This is a genomic window from Citrobacter sp. wls711 (assembly GCF_005281055.1).
GTDB classification, from domain to species: Bacteria; Pseudomonadota; Gammaproteobacteria; order Enterobacterales; family Enterobacteriaceae; genus Citrobacter; species Citrobacter gillenii.
Genome location: NZ_SZXC01000007.1, coordinates 64014 through 80037, shown reverse-complemented (window position 1 = coordinate 80037; position 16024 = coordinate 64014). Strand labels below are relative to the sequence as shown.

The following is a 16024-nucleotide window of genomic DNA, read 5'->3' as shown; positions in this document are numbered from 1 at the left end:
TGGCGCGGTTGTGACCAGTATGACGGATGTCAGCCTCAAGGGGTAAAAAATCCTGTAAACTTACACAATACATGTAACAGGATGATTGACCATGACAAATCAACCAACGGAAATTGCCATTGTCGGCGGGGGGATGGTCGGCGGCGCGCTGGCGCTGGGACTGGCGCAGCATGGATTCAGGGTGACGGTGATAGAGCATGCCGCGCCCGTGCCGTTTGTGGCTGACAGTCAGCCTGATATCCGTATTTCGGCCATTAGCTCCGCCTCTGCATCGTTGCTGAAAGGGGTGGGGGTCTGGGATGCGGTGCAGGGCATGCGCAGTCATCCATATCGTCGTCTGGAAACCTGGGAGTGGGAGAATGCCCATGTGGTGTTTGATGCGGCAGAGCTAAAACTCCCATTGCTGGGCTATATGGTCGAAAACAACGTCCTGCAGCAGGCGTTGTGGCAGGCGATGGAGGCGCATCCCAACGTGACCCTGCGCGTGCCGGCATCACTGATTTCTCTGCATCAACATAACGATCTGCATGAGCTTGAACTGACTGGCGGTGAAAAGATAACGGCAAAACTGGTGATTGGTGCCGATGGCGCAAATTCTCAGGTACGTCAAATGGCCGGGATTGGCATCCATGCCTGGCAGTACGCGCAATCCTGCATGTTGATTACCGTGCAATGCGAGAATTCACCGGGAGACAGTACCTGGCAGCAGTTTACCCCTGACGGACCGCGGGCGTTTTTACCGCTGTTCGATAACTGGGCTTCGCTGGTGTGGTATGACTCTCCGGCCCGCATCCGCCAGTTGCAGAGTCTCGGTATGGCTCAGCTCCAGGTGGAAATCGCAAAATATTTCCCTTCACGTCTGGGTGACGTTACGCCTGTTGCCGCAGGGGCGTTTCCGCTTACTCGTCGCCACGCGTTGCAGTATGTACAGCCAGGACTGGCGCTGGTGGGCGATGCCGCGCACACCATTCATCCGCTTGCCGGGCAGGGGGTGAATCTGGGGTACCGTGATGTCGATGCGTTAATTGATGTGCTGGTGAACGCCCGTAGCTATGGTGAGCAGTGGGCCAGTCAGCGGGTACTGAAGCGCTACCAAACGCGTCGTATGACCGATAACTTCATCATGCAAAGTGGTATGGATCTGTTTTACGCCGGATTCAGCAACAACCTGCAGCCCCTGCGTATTATGCGCAATCTTGGTCTAATGGCCGCCGAGCGTGCAGGCGTGTTAAAACGTCAGGCGCTGAAGTATGCGTTAGGGTTGTAGCTCAAGTGGTGCCTGATGGCGCTGCGCTTATCAGGCCTACGCGTCATGTAGGCCGGGTAAGGCTTGCCGTCACCCGGCGTTAGAAAAGCAAAAAGCTCGCCGAAGCGAGCTTTTCTAAAATGGCTGGGGTACGAGGATTCGAACCTCGGAATGCTGGTATCAGAAACCAGAGCCTTACCGCTTGGCGATACCCCAACGGGTGCACCCACAGAGTGGACGACTTTTTGAAATTGGCTGGGGTACGAGGATTCGAACCTCGGAATGCTGGTATCAGAAACCAGAGCCTTACCGCTTGGCGATACCCCAACGGGTGCACCCACAGAGTGGACGACTTTTTGAAATTGGCTGGGGTACGAGGATTCGAACCTCGGAATGCTGGTATCAGAAACCAGAGCCTTACCGCTTGGCGATACCCCAACGGGTGCACCCACAGAGTGGACGACTTTTTGAAATTGGCTGGGGTACGAGGATTCGAACCTCGGAATGCTGGTATCAGAAACCAGAGCCTTACCGCTTGGCGATACCCCAACAATTTTTTGGATTTACCGAATTAAATCGATACGCCCTTAATATGGTGGCTACGACGGGATTCGAACCTGTGACCCCATCATTATGAGTGATGTGCTCTAACCAGCTGAGCTACGTAGCCAAATACTATCATATTCTTCGATGGCTGGGGTACCTGGATTCGAACCAGGGAATGCCGGTATCAAAAACCGGTGCCTTACCGCTTGGCGATACCCCAATGACCGTTGCGGTGAACCGCTATATCGAAGAAAAGTGGCTGGGGTACCTGGATTCGAACCAGGGAATGCCGGTATCAAAAACCGGTGCCTTACCGCTTGGCGATACCCCAATGACCGTTGCGGTGAACCGCTATATCGAAGAAAAGTGGCTGGGGTACCTGGATTCGAACCAGGGAATGCCGGTATCAAAAACTAAAATGGCTGGGGTACGAGGATTCGAACCTCGGAATGCTGGTATCAGAAACCAGAGCCTTACCGCTTGGCGATACCCCAACGGGTGCACCCACAGAGTGGACGACTTTTTGAAATTGGCTGGGGTACGAGGATTCGAACCTCGGAATGCTGGTATCAGAAACCAGAGCCTTACCGCTTGGCGATACCCCAACAATTTTTTGGATTTACCGAATTAAATCGATACGCCCTTAATATGGTGGCTACGACGGGATTCGAACCTGTGACCCCATCATTATGAGTGATGTGCTCTAACCAGCTGAGCTACGTAGCCAAATACTATCATATTCTTCGATGGCTGGGGTACCTGGATTCGAACCAGGGAATGCCGGTATCAAAAACCGGTGCCTTACCGCTTGGCGATACCCCAATGACCGTTGCGGTGAACCGCTATATCGAAGAAAAGTGGCTGGGGTACCTGGATTCGAACCAGGGAATGCCGGTATCAAAAACCGGTGCCTTACCGCTTGGCGATACCCCAATGACCGTTGCGGTGAACCGCTATATCGAAGAAAAGTGGCTGGGGTACCTGGATTCGAACCAGGGAATGCCGGTATCAAAAACCGGTGCCTTACCGCTTGGCGATACCCCAATGACCGTTGCGGTGAACCGCTATATCGAAGAAAAGTGGCTGGGGTACCTGGATTCGAACCAGGGAATGCCGGTATCAAAAACCGGTGCCTTACCGCTTGGCGATACCCCAATGACCGTTGCGGTGAACCGCTATATCGAAGAAAAGTGGCTGGGGTACCTGGATTCGAACCAGGGAATGCCGGTATCAAAAACCGGTGCCTTACCGCTTGGCGATACCCCATCCGTGCAACGCTTACGGGTGAATGGTGCGGGAGGCGAGACTTGAACTCGCACACCTTGCGGCGCCAGAACCTAAATCTGGTGCGTCTACCAATTTCGCCACTCCCGCAAAAAAGATGGTGGCTACGACGGGATTCGAACCTGTGACCCCATCATTATGAGTGATGTGCTCTAACCAGCTGAGCTACGTAGCCATCTTTTTTTCGCGTTACCTTATCGGCGTTGCGGGGCGCATTATGCGTATTGAGCCTTGAAGCGTCAACCCCTTTTTCATTGAAAATAGCTGGAATGTGACTGTTTGGTTAGGTTGCGAACAGCGTGACGCAATATTCGGCAATTATTCGTTATTAATTGTTTTTCCGCACGTAAAACCGACATAAAAAAAGAGCCCCTCAGGGCTCTTAGTGGATGATGGGCTTACTTATAAGCCGACTGGTGCACGCCAACCGCACGGCCTGATGGATCGTTCATTGTTTTGAACGCTTCGTCCCATTCGATGGCTTTGGCAGAAGAACAGGCGACGGACGGGCCACCCGGCACACACTCGGCGGCGCTGGCTACCGGGAACAGCTCTTCGAAAATCTCACGGTACAAATACGCTTCTTTAGACGATGGGGTGTTGTATGGGAAGCGGAAGCTGGCGGTTTCCAGTTGTTGATCGGAAACGTGCTCTGCCGCCACTTCTTTCAGCGTGTCAATCCAGCTATAACCGACGCCGTCAGAGAACTGCTCTTTCTGACGCCATGCAATGCTGGCCGGCAGGTAGGATTCAAAACATTCACGCAGGACATGTTTTTCCATCTTTCCGTTACCGCACATTTTATCCTGTGGGTTGATGCGCATCGCGACATCGAGGAATTTCTTGTCGAGGAACGGTACGCGGGCTTCAACGCCCCAGGCCGACATGGCTTTGTTGGCTCGGGCGCAGTCGAACATATGCAGTGCCTGCAGTTTACGTACCGTTTCTTCGTGCAGTTCTTTGGCGTCCGGCGCTTTGTGAAAATAAAGATAGCCGCCAAATACTTCATCAGAACCTTCGCCTGACAGCACCATTTTAATGCCCATCGCTTTGATTTTTCTTGACATTAAGTACATTGGTGTTGAGGCGCGAATGGTGGTGACATCATAGGTTTCAATGTGATAAATCACATCGCGGATGGCATCCAGGCCTTCCTGTACGGTGAAATGGATCTCGTGGTGTACGGTCCCCAGGTGGTTGGCGACTTCCTGAGCGGCTTTCAGATCCGGTGCGCCTTTCAGGCCCACGGCGAAGGAGTGCAGTTGCGGCCACCAGGCTTCACTGCGCTCTTGATCTTCAACACGGCGCGCTGCGTATTTTTTGGTGATAGCGGAAATCACGGAGGAGTCCAGTCCACCGGACAGCAGCACACCATAAGGCACATCTGACATCAGATGGCTTTTAACCGCATCTTCCAGCGCCTGACGCAGTTCGTCTTTATCCGTCACATTGTCTTTTACGGCATCGTATTCGAACCAGTCGCGCTGATAGTACTGACGGATTTCCCCGTCTTTGCTCCACAGGTAGCTACCGGCCGGGAATTCTTTAATGGTGCGGCAAACAGGAACCAGCGCTTTCATTTCAGACGCCACGTACAAGTTGCCGTGTTCATCATGACCCATGTACAGAGGGATAATCCCAATGTGATCGCGGCCGATCAGATACGCATCCTGCTCGCTGTCGTACAGTGCGAAGGCGAACATGCCCTGCAGGTCGTCAAGGAATTCAGGCCCTTTTTCCTGGTACAGCGCAAGGATAACTTCGCAGTCGGAACCGGTCTGGAACTGATAGCGATCGCCGTATTCAGCACGTAACGCCTGATGGTTATAAATCTCGCCGTTTACCGCCAGGATATGCGTCTTTTTCACGTTGTATAGCGGTTGAGCACCGGCGTTAACGTCGACAATGGACAGACGTTCATGTGCCAGGATCGCGTTATCACTGGCGTAAATACCCGACCAGTCCGGGCCGCGGTGGCGCATCAGACGAGACAGCTCAAGGGCTTTTTTACGCAGCTCAACTGCGTCGGTTTTAATATCAAATACGCCAAAAATAGAACACATAACCTTCTCCGTTAACCCGTTGCGTGATGCTTTTTATGTTTGCTTAATAAAGAAAATGCCGTAAAGCCGCAGAGGGCGCAAGGAGTTTGGTGAGGAGAAAAGAAAAAACTCAATGATGATTGTTGAATAGTGAAAAAAGAGTATGTAATGAGCGTATTTATTGATGAATCGCCAGAAAAATGGCGGTTTTATTAGATGGGGTTATTTAGTGTGCCGGTTAACGTGTTCTTAGGGTTATCCGGCACAGCGTTGCTTAAATAACATCTATCTCGGCAACGGATGGGTAGATCCAGCTTGGTCGGAACGGCATGCTGTCGATATCATCAAGGGTGGAAATGCCAGACAGCACCAGGATAGTTTCAAGACCGGCCTGGAAGCCAGCCAGAATATCGGTACGCAGGTTGTCGCCAACAATGACGGTCTCTTCCGAGTGCGCCTGCATTTTGTTGAGTGCCGCGCGGATAATCCACGGGCTGGGTTTACCTACGTAGAAGGGCTCACGGCCTGAAATCTTCTCAATACCGGCGCACAGCGCACCACAGGCAGGATAAAAACCGCGACCGTGCGTATCCGGGTTGGTGGCAATGAAACGTGCGCCATTGGCCACAAAGTATGCCGCTTTATGCATCATGTCCCAGTTGTAGGAACGCGTCTCGCCGACGATCACAAAATCAGGATTAACGTCGGTAATGGTAAAGCCCGCTTTGTACAGTTCGTGGATCAGTGCGCCTTCACCGACAACATAGGCTTTTTTTCCTTCCTGGCGACGCAGGAAATCGGCGGTAGCCATGGCGGAGGTATAAAACACGCTGTCAGGAACATTGACACCTGCGGTGGCAAAGCGGTTTGCCAGATCCTGTCCGGTCTGCGAAGGGTAGTTAGTCAACAGGACTAACGGCAAGCCTTTCTCCATCACGCCGGTCAAAAATTCTGCCGCACCCGGTACGGCAACATTGTCGTGCATCAGCACGCCGTCGATATCACAAATTACATTCTTAATGGCCATGGACAATCCGACATCAAAATAAGAAGGCGTTACTATACATAAAATACACTCAATTATTCGAGTTGCCTCAGCGACACAGAGGCAGCTTGAAGAGTGAGGTGTATTAGCTTTCCAGCAAACGTTGTAGCAACGTTCCGTTGAGCATGGCGCGTTTCACCAGCGCAAATGCGCCAATGGCGGAACGGTGGTCCAGCGTGGAGCGTACCACGGGCAAATTGTGGCGAAATGCCTTCAACGCTTGGGCATTAATGCAGCTTTCGATCGCTGGCAGCAGGACCTTATCTGCCTCTGTAATCTCACCAGCAATAACGATTTTTTGTGGGTTAAACAGGTTGATGGCTATAGCGATAGTTTTACCCAGGTGGCGGCCCACGTGCTCAATCACTTCCGATGCCAGGTTATCGCCTTTGTTGGCAGCCTTACAGATAGATTTGATACTGCAATCATCAAGCGTTAGCCGACTTGGATAACCTTGCTTGAGTAAGTTTTGCACGCGATGCTCGATGGACGCGTTGGCCGCGATAGTTTCCAGACAACCAAAGTTACCGCAGTGGCAGCGCTCGCCCAACGGCTCTACCTGAATATGGCCAATCTCGCCAACGTTGCCGTTACGGCCAATAAAAATGCGGCCATTGGAGATGATCCCGGCACCGGTTCCGCGATGCACTCGCACCAGAATGGAGTCTTCGCAGTCCTGACTTGCCCCGAAATAGTGCTCGGCAAGTGCCAGACTACGGATATCGTGACCAACAAAGCAGGTCACCTGGAACCGTTTTTCCAGCGCCTCGACCAGCCCCCAGTTTTCGACCTGAATATGCGGCATATAGCGAATGACGCCACTTTCCGGGTCAACCAGGCCTGGTAGAATAACGGAGATGGCAATTAGCTCACGGACTTTCCGTTGGCAGCTGTCCATAAAGGTGGCAATGGTATTGAGTAGCGCATGTTCCAGCGTTTCCTGGGTGCGCTCGGGCAAGGGGTAGTGCTCCTCGGCGACGGTTTTGCTGCTCATATCGTACAGCGTTAGCGTAGTGTCATGACGGCCAAGGCGTACGCCAATGGCGTGGAAATTGCGTGTTTCAGTGACGATAGAGATAGCGCGGCGGCCCCCGGTGGAGGCCTGCTGATCCACTTCTTTGATCAGCCCGCGTTCAATAAGCTGGCGCGTAATTTTAGTTACGCTGGCGGGAGCAAGCTGGCTCTGTTCGGCAATCTGGATGCGCGAGATTGGCCCATGCTGGTCAATCAGGCGATAAACTGCCGCGCTGTTAAGCTGTTTTACGAGATCAACATTACCTATTTGAGCTTGTCCGCCTGGTGTCATTCTGTCTCTTACTCTGTAATGACCTCGTTGCCATTAACGATGGTCTTGATAATTTTAAAGTCGTGTGTGAACGCGGTCAGGTTGGCGACTTTGCCTGGGGCGATACTGCCGAGTTGCTTGTCCACGCCGATGGCGCGAGCGGGGTAAAGTGTTGCCATACGCAGCACTTCATCCAGCGCAATGCCGCAATGTTCAACCAGATTACGTACACCTTCAATCATGGTTAATGACGAGCCGCTCAGGGTGCCATTCTCATCCACACACAGTCCATTGCGGTAGTATATTGTTTTACCAGCGAAAATGAACTGTTCAATATTTGCACCCGCCGGCGCGGTGGCGTCGGTCACCAGGCACAGCTTGTCACCTTTCAGGCGTTTAGCGTTACGGATGTTAACGTAATCGACGTGCAGACCATCGGCGATGATACCGCAATAAATATCGGCTTCATCAAGGATGGCACCAGCCAGACCCGGTTCGCGGCCAGTAATGTAAGGCATGGCGTTGAACAGGTGTGTTGCAAAGGTAATGCCCGCACGGAAACCGATTTTGGCTTCTTTTACCGTCGCGTTTGAGTGACCCGCTGAAACGACAATACCGGCATTGACCAGTCGGGTGATCACGTCAGCAGGAACCATTTCTGGTGCCAGCGTGACTTTAGTGATCACATCGGCATTATCGCACAGGAAGTCGACCAGCGCAGCGTCAGGCTGACGAACAAAACTTGGGTTATGGGTACCTTTTTTCACCAGATTCAGCCATGGGCCTTCAAGGTGAAGTCCTAATGCCTGATTCGGGTGTTTTGCCAGGTATTCACGCATCACGCGAACGCCTTGTTTCATCAACTCATCGCTGGTGGTGATAAGCGTAGGCAGGTAGTTAGTGCAGCCCGATTTCTCGTTGGCTTTCTGCATGATTTCCAGTGTTTCAACGGTCACGGCTTCTGCCGTATCGTTGAACTGCACGCCGCCGCAGCCGTTTAACTGCACATCAATAAAACCGGGGGAAAGAATGGCCCCATTCAATGCGCGTTGTTCAATCTCCGGCGGTAATTCAGCCAGTGGGCAAACGCTGGCTATCAGGCCATCAGCGACGACAATCGCATGGTCATCAAGAATTTCGTGACCGGTAAAGATCCGGCCCTGGGTTAAAGCATACATTCCGACCCCCGATTTCAAAAAAATGCCGCCCTGCAACGCTTTCGGCTGGGCGGAAACAGCATTACAGACCTTTAATATTTTCGGCTTCTAACTCGTTAAAGTATTTCAGCGTCTTCACTTTCAGTTCCATTGTGGAAGGTTCATCGCAAACCACAACGGCTTTTGGATGCAGCTGCAGGCAGCTGATGGTCCACATATGGTTGACGTTACCTTCAACGGCAGCCTGCAGAGCCTGCGCTTTCTGGTGGCCCAGCACCAGAATCATCACTTCTTCGGCATCAAGCAGTGTGCCCACGCCAACGGTCAGCGCATATTTCGGCACCTGGCTTACGTCACCGTCAAAGAAACGAGAGTTCGCCACGCGTGTGTCGTGGGTCAGCGTTTTGATACGCGTACGAGAGGCTAAAGATGACGCCGGTTCGTTAAATGCGATGTGCCCGTCGTTGCCTACACCCCCCATAAACAGGTGGATTTTACCGTAGGAACGGATTTTTTCTTCATACTGACGGCATTCTGCATCGATATCTGGTGCGTTACCATTGAGGAGGTTGATGTTTTCTGCTGGAATATCAACATGATCAAAGAAGTTGCGATGCATGAAGCTGTGGTAGCTTTCTGGATGCTCTTTCGGCAGGCCAACATACTCGTCCATATTAAATGTGACAACATGTTTGAAGCTAACCTGGCCCGCTTTGTGCATTTCGACTAATGCTTTATAGGCTGTCAGTGGAGTGCCGCCAGTCGGCAGGCCCAGAACGAACGGACGATCTGCCGTTGGTTTGAACGCGTTGATACGGTTAACGATATGGCGAGCAGCCCATTTGCCGACTTGTTCAGCGGTATTCAGGGGGATCAGTCTCATTCTTCACCTCAGTAGTCAATGTAAGCAGTTGGCGGATTGAGTCGCTGTGTAGTATTAAGCGTAACCTGGTTTTGCATCGGTCAGGATCAATCCGTTTCGATTTTTTTAATGATAAAATAAGTTTTCGTAGTTAGCCAGTATGAGGGAAGGTTAATAACGATATTTGGTGACTGTAATCACAAAAAACATGCTTTTAATTTGCGATACGAATTAATTTTCCACACACTCTGAATGTAGATGAATGGTTAATATCGTTGTTCCAGAATATTTTGCTGTCAGAATTGGTCGCACAATAAAAATATGGCTTCAAAGGAGCCTAATCGGGGTCTCGTAGGGGGAATAAAATGAATATTTTAGGTTTTTTCCAGCGGCTGGGTAGGGCGTTACAGCTCCCCATCGCTGTGCTGCCTGTCGCGGCACTGTTGCTGCGATTTGGCCAACCAGATTTGCTTAACGTCGCCTTCATCGCGCAAGCGGGTGGGGCCATCTTTGATAACCTCGCGTTAATATTTGCCATCGGTGTGGCATCCAGCTGGTCTAAAGACAGTGCGGGTGCGGCAGCATTGGCAGGTGCCGTTGGTTATTTCATATTGACCAAAGCAATGGTTACTATTAACCCGGCGATCAACATGGGTGTGCTGGCTGGTATCATTACCGGTCTGGTCGGCGGTGCCGTGTATAACCGCTGGTCTGGCATCAAACTGCCTGACTTCCTGAGCTTCTTCGGCGGTAAACGCTTTGTGCCAATCGCCACCGGTTTCTTCTGTTTGGTTCTGGCGGCTATCTTCGGCTACGTATGGCCGCCGGTACAAAATGCCATCCATGCGGGTGGTGAGTGGATCGTGGGCGCTGGCGCGCTGGGTTCCGGTATTTTTGGTTTCATCAACCGTCTGCTGATCCCAACCGGTCTGCATCAGGTTCTGAACACCATCGCCTGGTTCCAGATTGGTGAATTCACCAACGCGGCAGGTGCGGTCTTCCACGGTGACATCAACCGCTTCTACGCGGGTGACGGCACTGCAGGTATGTTCATGTCCGGCTTCTTCCCGATCATGATGTTTGGTCTGCCGGGTGCGGCGCTGGCGATGTACTTTGCCGCTCCGAAAGCGCGTCGTCCGATGGTTGGCGGTATGCTGCTGTCCGTGGCCATCACCGCGTTCCTGACCGGTGTGACCGAGCCGCTGGAATTCCTGTTCATGTTCCTGGCACCATTGCTGTATCTCCTGCACGCACTGTTAACGGGTATCAGCCTGTTCGTTGCGACATTACTGGGGATCCACGCGGGCTTCTCCTTCTCCGCAGGTGCTATCGACTACGTGTTGATGTACAACTTGCCGGCTGCAAGTAAGAACGTCTGGATGCTGGTCGCGATGGGGCTGGTGTTCTTCGTCATCTACTTTGTGTTGTTCAGCGCGGTTATTCGTATGTTTAACCTGAAAACGCCGGGCCGCGAAGATAAAGACGATGAAATTGTTACTGACGAAGCCAACAGCAACACCGAAGAAGGTTTAGCCCAACTGGCCACCAGCTACATTGCTGCGGTTGGCGGTACCGATAACCTGAAAGCCATTGATGCCTGTATCACTCGCCTGCGTCTGACCGTTGCCGACTCCGCGAAAGTGAGCGATGCAATGTGTAAACGCCTGGGTGCTTCCGGTGTGGTTAAGCTGAACAAGCAGACTATTCAGGTTATCGTCGGTGCGAAAGCGGAATCTATTGGCGACGAAATGAAGAAAGTTGTCGCACGTGGTCCAGTTGCCGCAGCGTCTGCTGACAGCGCGCCTGCAGCAGCCCCGGTTGCAAAACCGCAGGCTGTGGCGAATGCTGTCACCGTTGAAGCGCTGGTTTCTCCGATTACCGGTGACGTGGTTGCGCTGGAGCAGGTGCCTGATGAAGCCTTCGCCAGCAAAGCGGTCGGCGACGGCGTGGCGGTGAAACCAACCGACAAAATCGTGGTTTCTCCGGCAGCGGGTACCATTGTGAAAATCTTCAATACCAACCATGCGTTCTGCCTGGAAACGGTGAAAGGCGCGGAGATCGTGGTCCACATGGGTATCGATACCGTGGCGCTGGAAGGTAAAGGCTTTACGCGTCTGGTGGAAGAAGGTGCGGAAGTCAAAGCAGGTCAGCCAATCCTGGAAATGGATCTGGAATACCTGAACGCCAATGCTCGTTCAATGATTAGCCCGGTTGTCTGCAGCAACAGCGATGACTTCGGTGGCCTGGTGATCAAAGCCGAAGGCCATGTGGTTGCCGGTCAAACGCCACTGTACGAGATTAAAAGTAAGTAATCGCGCGTAGGCCGGAGAAGGCGTAAGCGCTGCCATCCGGCAACATGAAATGCGTCACCAGCGGCGGGGAGCAATCTCCGCCGCTTTTTTTTGCAGCAAATGCCCGCATAATGACTGTCTGATACGTATTTTGCGTAACTAAAGGTTGTCAGTCAGTCCTGCTTATAAGATCATACGCCGTTATACGTTGTTTACGCTTTGAGGAATCCACGATGAGTGAGGCTGAAGCCCGCCCGAGTAACTTTATTCGTCAGATCATCGATGAAGATCTGGCCAGTGGTAAGCACACCACTATCCATACCCGTTTTCCGCCGGAGCCAAATGGCTATCTGCACATTGGCCACGCGAAATCCATTTGTCTGAACTTTGGTATTGCGCAAGATTACCAGGGCCAGTGCAACCTGCGTTTTGATGATACGAACCCGGTCAAAGAAGACATCGAGTACGTTGAATCCATCAAAAATGACGTTGAATGGTTAGGTTTCCACTGGACTGGCGATATTCGCTACTCGTCGGATTACTTCGACCAGCTGCATGCCTATGCGGTAGAGCTTATCAACAAAGGCCTGGCGTACGTCGACGAACTGTCAGCTGACGAGATCCGTGAATACCGTGGCACCTTGACGCAGCCTGGTAAAAACAGCCCGTACCGCGATCGTAGCGTTGAAGAGAACCTCGCGCTGTTCGAAAAAATGCGTACCGGTGGTTTTGAAGAAGGGAAAGCCTGCCTGCGCGCGAAAATCGATATGGCCTCGCCGTTTATCGTCATGCGCGACCCGGTGCTGTACCGCATTAAATTTGCCGAGCACCACCAGACCGGTAATAAGTGGTGCATCTACCCGATGTACGACTTTACCCACTGCATCAGCGATGCGCTGGAAGGCATCACGCATTCCCTGTGTACGCTGGAGTTCCAGGACAACCGTCGTCTGTACGATTGGGTACTGGACAACATCACCATTCCGGTTCACCCGCGCCAGTACGAATTCTCGCGCCTGAACCTGGAATATACCGTGATGTCCAAGCGTAAGCTGAACCTGCTGGTCACCGACAAGCACGTTGAAGGCTGGGACGATCCGCGTATGCCGACTATCTCTGGTCTGCGTCGCCGTGGCTATACTGCTGCCGCTATCCGTGAGTTCTGTAAACGTATTGGCGTGACCAAGCAGGATAACACCATTGAGATCGCTTCTCTGGAATCCTGTATTCGTGAAGATCTCAACGAAAACGCACCGCGCGCGATGGCGGTTATCGATCCAGTGAAACTGGTTATCGAAAACTATCCGCAGGGTGAAAGCGAACTGGTTACTATGCCGAACCATCCGAATAAACCGGAAATGGGCAGCCGTGAAGTGCCGTTCAGCGGTGAGATTTGGATCGATCGCGCAGATTTCCGCGAAGAAGCCAACAAGCAGTACAAGCGTCTGGTGATGGGCAAAGAAGTGCGTCTGCGCAATGCGTATGTTGTTAAAGCCGAGCGTGTTGAGAAAGACGCAGAAGGCAATATCACCACTATTTTCTGCACCTATGACGCTGACACGCTGAGCAAAGATCCGGCCGATGGGCGTAAAGTCAAAGGCGTTATTCATTGGGTCAGTGCGGCACATGCACTGCCAATTGAAATCCGTCTGTACGATCGTCTGTTCAGCGTGCCGAACCCAGGGGCGGCGGATGACTTCCTGTCCGTTATTAACCCGGATTCACTGGTTATCAAACAGGGCTATGGCGAACCATCGCTGCAGGCTGCCGTTGCGGGTAAAGCCTTCCAGTTTGAACGTGAAGGGTACTTCTGCCTCGATAGCTGCTATACAACGGCGGATAAGCTGGTGTTTAACCGTACTGTGGGTCTGCGTGATACGTGGGCTAAAGTGGGCGAGTAAGCTGCAATCCCCCCTGTCAAACGCCGCGCTCTGCGGCGTTTTTTTTATCTCGACATCCTGCATTACTGGCTCTGTTTGCAGAGCGAATTAATTATTATTACGTCGTGTCCTGAGAATTAGTTAATTACCTATCAAAACCTTATGCCCGAGGATGACTTTGACTGTAACCGCTTTCATCCATATGGAAAACAAGCATTTTTTCATTTTTCAACGTTTTTATATCTGCACATGAAAATGTAACAGAAAGCAATCAAATATGTGCGGTTGCTCATATTCTTACATACTGGTTATAAAAAGAGATTGATAATTCGCGTCGCGAAAAATAGTCTATTCATTGTAGTCAATGAGGTTTTCTCAGCGCTACTTTTTTACTTTTTTACTTTTTGTTTTTTCGCTGACCGCTTTTATCGGCAGCATTTTATACCCAATGGATTTCGAGTTGCATCAAGGCGGCGACGCAGCGAATTCCCAAGAGCGTACATCAGTACGTGACTGGGATGAGCGAGGAACGCCAACGCAGATGCGGCTTGAAAGACGAAGGGTTATACGTCAAAGAGGATTAACATATGCGTACGTTTAGTGGCAAACGTAGTACGCTGGCGCTTGCTATCGCCGGTATCACAGCAATGTCCGGTTTAGTTGTCGTTCCCCAGGCTCAGGCTGAAGGTTTTTTTGATGATTCCACCCTGACCGGCGGCATCTATTACTGGCAGCGTGAGCGTGACCGTAAAGATGTCACTGACGACGACAAATACAAAACCAACCTTTCTCACGCGACCTGGAACGCCAACCTTGATTTCCAGTCTGGCTACGTAGCCGATATGTTCGGTCTTGATGTGGCAGCCTTTACCGCGATAGAGATGGCGGAAAACGGTGACAGCGGACATCCAAACGAAATTGCATTCTCGAAAAAAAATAAAGGCTATGACGAAGATTACTCCGGCGATAAGAGCGGGATTAGCCTTTATAAAGCGGCGGCGAAATTCAAATATGGCCCAACCTGGGCGCGCGCTGGTTATATTCAACCCACCGGGCAGACGTTGCTGGCTCCGCACTGGAGCTTTATGCCGGGCACCTATCAGGGTGCTGAAGCCGGTGCTAACTTTGACTATGGTGATGCCGGTGCGTTGAGCTTCTCCTACATGTGGGCTAACGAATATAAAGCACCGTGGCACACCGAAGTCGATAAATTCTATCAGGCCGATAAAAAGACCAAGGTAGATTACCTTCATTCAGTCGGCGCGAAATATGACTTCAAAAACAATCTGTTGCTGGAAGCGGCATTTGGTCAGTCCGAAGGCTATGTCGATCAATACTTCGCGAAAGCTAGTTACAAATTTGACTTGGGTGGCAACCCGTTCACCACCAGCTACCAGTTTTACGGCGCACGCGATAAGGTTGATGACCGTACCGTTAACAACATTTATGACGGTACCGCCTGGCTGCAGGCGCTGACTTTTGGCTACAAAGTAGCGGAAGTGGTTGATCTGCGTCTGGAAGGTACCTGGGTGAAAGCGGACGGGCAGCAGGGCTTCTTCCTGCAGCGTATGACCCCAACCTACGCCTCTTCAAACGGTCGTCTGGACGTGTGGTGGGATAACCGTTCTGACTTCAACGCCAACGGCGAAAAAGCGGTCTTCTTCGGCGCAATGTATGACCTGAAAAACTGGAACCTGCCGGGTTGGGCTGTGGGTGCCTCCTACGTTTACGCCTGGGACGCGAAGCCATCGACCTGGCAGATTAACCCGGATGCGTACTACGACAAAAATCGTACCATCGAAGAGTCGTCTTACAGCCTGGATGCGGTCTATACCCTGCAGGATGGTCGCGCGAAAGGCACCATGTTTAAACTGCACTTCACCGAATACGACAACCATTCAAACATCCCGAGCTGGGGCGGTGGTTACGGCAACATCTTCCAGGATGAGCGCGACGTGAAGTTCATTGTTATTGCACCATTCACCATCTTCTAATGCCAACCGCGGCAGGCCAGGTGCCTGCCGCACCGTTGAGGACTGTTCTATGAAAAAACTGATACTCATCGCCGTTATGGCATCTGGGCTGGTGGCCTGCGCGCAATCTCCGGCGCCAAAAGAAGACAGTCGTTTGAAAGAAGCCTACAGCGCCTGTATTAACACCGCGCAGGGATCGCCAGAGAAAATTGAGGCCTGCCAAAGCGTGTTAAACGTGCTGAAGAAAGAAAAGCAGCATCAGCAGTTTGCCAATGAAGAAAGTGTACGGGTACTGGACTATCAGCAGTGTATCCAGGCGACGCGTACGGGCAACGATCAGGCCGTTTCGGCCGATTGCGACAAGGTCTGGCAGGAAATTCGCAGCAAGAATACCGCGCAGTAAAATGTCAACA

General features: G+C 51.9%; 10 protein-coding genes and 17 tRNA genes. 5 read left to right on the top strand and 22 right to left on the bottom strand.

Features of this window, described 5'->3' with window-relative positions:
• The first annotated feature begins 91 nt into the window (after positions 1 to 91).
• The gene (gene ubiF / locus FDW98_RS02345) at positions 92 to 1267 is read left to right on the top strand and encodes a 3-demethoxyubiquinol 3-hydroxylase (RefSeq protein ID WP_096757879.1); all 1176 of its coding nucleotides are present in this window, start codon (positions 92 to 94) and stop codon (positions 1265 to 1267) included.
• A gap of 120 nt (positions 1268 to 1387) precedes the next feature.
• On the opposite strand, the gene FDW98_RS02340 is transcribed toward ubiF, so the two are convergent.
• From FDW98_RS02340 to nagB, 22 genes are all read right to left on the bottom strand, one after another.
• Positions 1388 to 1462 (bottom strand) — tRNA-Gln (locus tag FDW98_RS02340).
• Between the two features lie 36 nt (positions 1463 to 1498).
• Positions 1499 to 1573 (bottom strand) — tRNA-Gln (locus FDW98_RS02335).
• A 36-nt stretch (positions 1574 to 1609) separates the two neighbouring features.
• A tRNA-Gln gene (locus FDW98_RS02330) sits at positions 1610 to 1684 on the bottom strand.
• A gap of 36 nt (positions 1685 to 1720) precedes the next feature.
• Positions 1721 to 1795, bottom strand: a tRNA-Gln gene (locus FDW98_RS02325).
• 44 nt (positions 1796 to 1839) lie between these two features.
• Positions 1840 to 1916: transfer RNA gene (locus tag FDW98_RS02320), tRNA-Met, on the bottom strand.
• A 21-nt stretch (positions 1917 to 1937) separates the two neighbouring features.
• Positions 1938 to 2012, bottom strand: a tRNA-Gln gene (locus FDW98_RS02315).
• 36 nt (positions 2013 to 2048) lie between these two features.
• Positions 2049 to 2123 (bottom strand) — tRNA-Gln (locus FDW98_RS02310).
• Between the two features lie 88 nt (positions 2124 to 2211).
• A tRNA-Gln gene (locus FDW98_RS02305) sits at positions 2212 to 2286 on the bottom strand.
• Between the two features lie 36 nt (positions 2287 to 2322).
• Positions 2323 to 2397: transfer RNA gene (locus FDW98_RS02300), tRNA-Gln, on the bottom strand.
• A 44-nt stretch (positions 2398 to 2441) separates the two neighbouring features.
• Positions 2442 to 2518 (bottom strand) — tRNA-Met (locus FDW98_RS02295).
• A gap of 21 nt (positions 2519 to 2539) precedes the next feature.
• Positions 2540 to 2614, bottom strand: a tRNA-Gln gene (locus tag FDW98_RS02290).
• A gap of 36 nt (positions 2615 to 2650) precedes the next feature.
• Positions 2651 to 2725 (bottom strand) — tRNA-Gln (locus FDW98_RS02285).
• 36 nt (positions 2726 to 2761) lie between these two features.
• Positions 2762 to 2836: transfer RNA gene (locus FDW98_RS02280), tRNA-Gln, on the bottom strand.
• Positions 2837 to 2872: 36 nt separating this feature from the next.
• Positions 2873 to 2947, bottom strand: a tRNA-Gln gene (locus FDW98_RS02275).
• Positions 2948 to 2983: 36 nt separating this feature from the next.
• Positions 2984 to 3058 (bottom strand) — tRNA-Gln (locus FDW98_RS02270).
• 23 nt (positions 3059 to 3081) lie between these two features.
• A tRNA-Leu gene (locus FDW98_RS02265) sits at positions 3082 to 3166 on the bottom strand.
• 8 nt (positions 3167 to 3174) lie between these two features.
• Positions 3175 to 3251, bottom strand: a tRNA-Met gene (locus FDW98_RS02260).
• A 223-nt stretch (positions 3252 to 3474) separates the two neighbouring features.
• Complete coding sequence (asnB, locus tag FDW98_RS02255; RefSeq protein WP_096757878.1) at positions 3475 to 5139, bottom strand: asparagine synthase B; 1665 nt, start codon at positions 5137 to 5139, stop codon at positions 3475 to 3477.
• A gap of 253 nt (positions 5140 to 5392) precedes the next feature.
• Complete coding sequence (gene nagD, locus FDW98_RS02250; RefSeq protein WP_096757877.1) at positions 5393 to 6145, bottom strand: ribonucleotide monophosphatase NagD; 753 nt, start codon at positions 6143 to 6145, stop codon at positions 5393 to 5395.
• A gap of 103 nt (positions 6146 to 6248) precedes the next feature.
• Positions 6249 to 7469: an N-acetylglucosamine repressor gene (locus tag FDW98_RS02245; RefSeq protein ID WP_096757876.1), complete on the bottom strand. Its 1221-nt coding sequence runs from the start codon at positions 7467 to 7469 to the stop codon at positions 6249 to 6251.
• Between the two features lie 8 nt (positions 7470 to 7477).
• A complete protein-coding gene (gene nagA / locus FDW98_RS02240; RefSeq protein WP_096757875.1) occupies positions 7478 to 8626 on the bottom strand; it encodes an N-acetylglucosamine-6-phosphate deacetylase in 1149 nt (382 codons plus the stop codon).
• 61 nt (positions 8627 to 8687) lie between these two features.
• Positions 8688 to 9488 (bottom strand): glucosamine-6-phosphate deaminase, encoded by an 801-nt coding sequence (nagB, locus tag FDW98_RS02235; RefSeq protein WP_003022803.1) that lies wholly within the window; start codon positions 9486 to 9488, stop codon positions 8688 to 8690.
• Between the two features lie 344 nt (positions 9489 to 9832).
• On the opposite strand from nagB, the gene nagE reads away from it, so the two are divergent.
• The 4 genes from nagE (at position 9833) to chiQ (ending at position 16014) form a co-directional block, all read left to right on the top strand.
• Entirely contained in the window at positions 9833 to 11779 is a 1947-nt protein-coding gene (gene nagE / locus FDW98_RS02230; protein WP_096757874.1) for a PTS N-acetyl glucosamine transporter subunit IIABC, read from the top strand.
• Between the two features lie 212 nt (positions 11780 to 11991).
• Positions 11992 to 13659 (top strand): glutamine--tRNA ligase, encoded by a 1668-nt coding sequence (gene glnS / locus FDW98_RS02225; protein ID WP_096757873.1) that lies wholly within the window; start codon positions 11992 to 11994, stop codon positions 13657 to 13659.
• 566 nt (positions 13660 to 14225) lie between these two features.
• Positions 14226 to 15632: a chitoporin gene (chiP, locus tag FDW98_RS02220; protein ID WP_096757872.1), complete on the top strand. Its 1407-nt coding sequence runs from the start codon at positions 14226 to 14228 to the stop codon at positions 15630 to 15632.
• Positions 15633 to 15681: 49 nt separating this feature from the next.
• Positions 15682 to 16014: a ChiQ/YbfN family lipoprotein gene (gene chiQ, locus FDW98_RS02215; protein ID WP_096757871.1), complete on the top strand. Its 333-nt coding sequence runs from the start codon at positions 15682 to 15684 to the stop codon at positions 16012 to 16014.
• Positions 16015 to 16024: the final 10 nt, after the last annotated feature.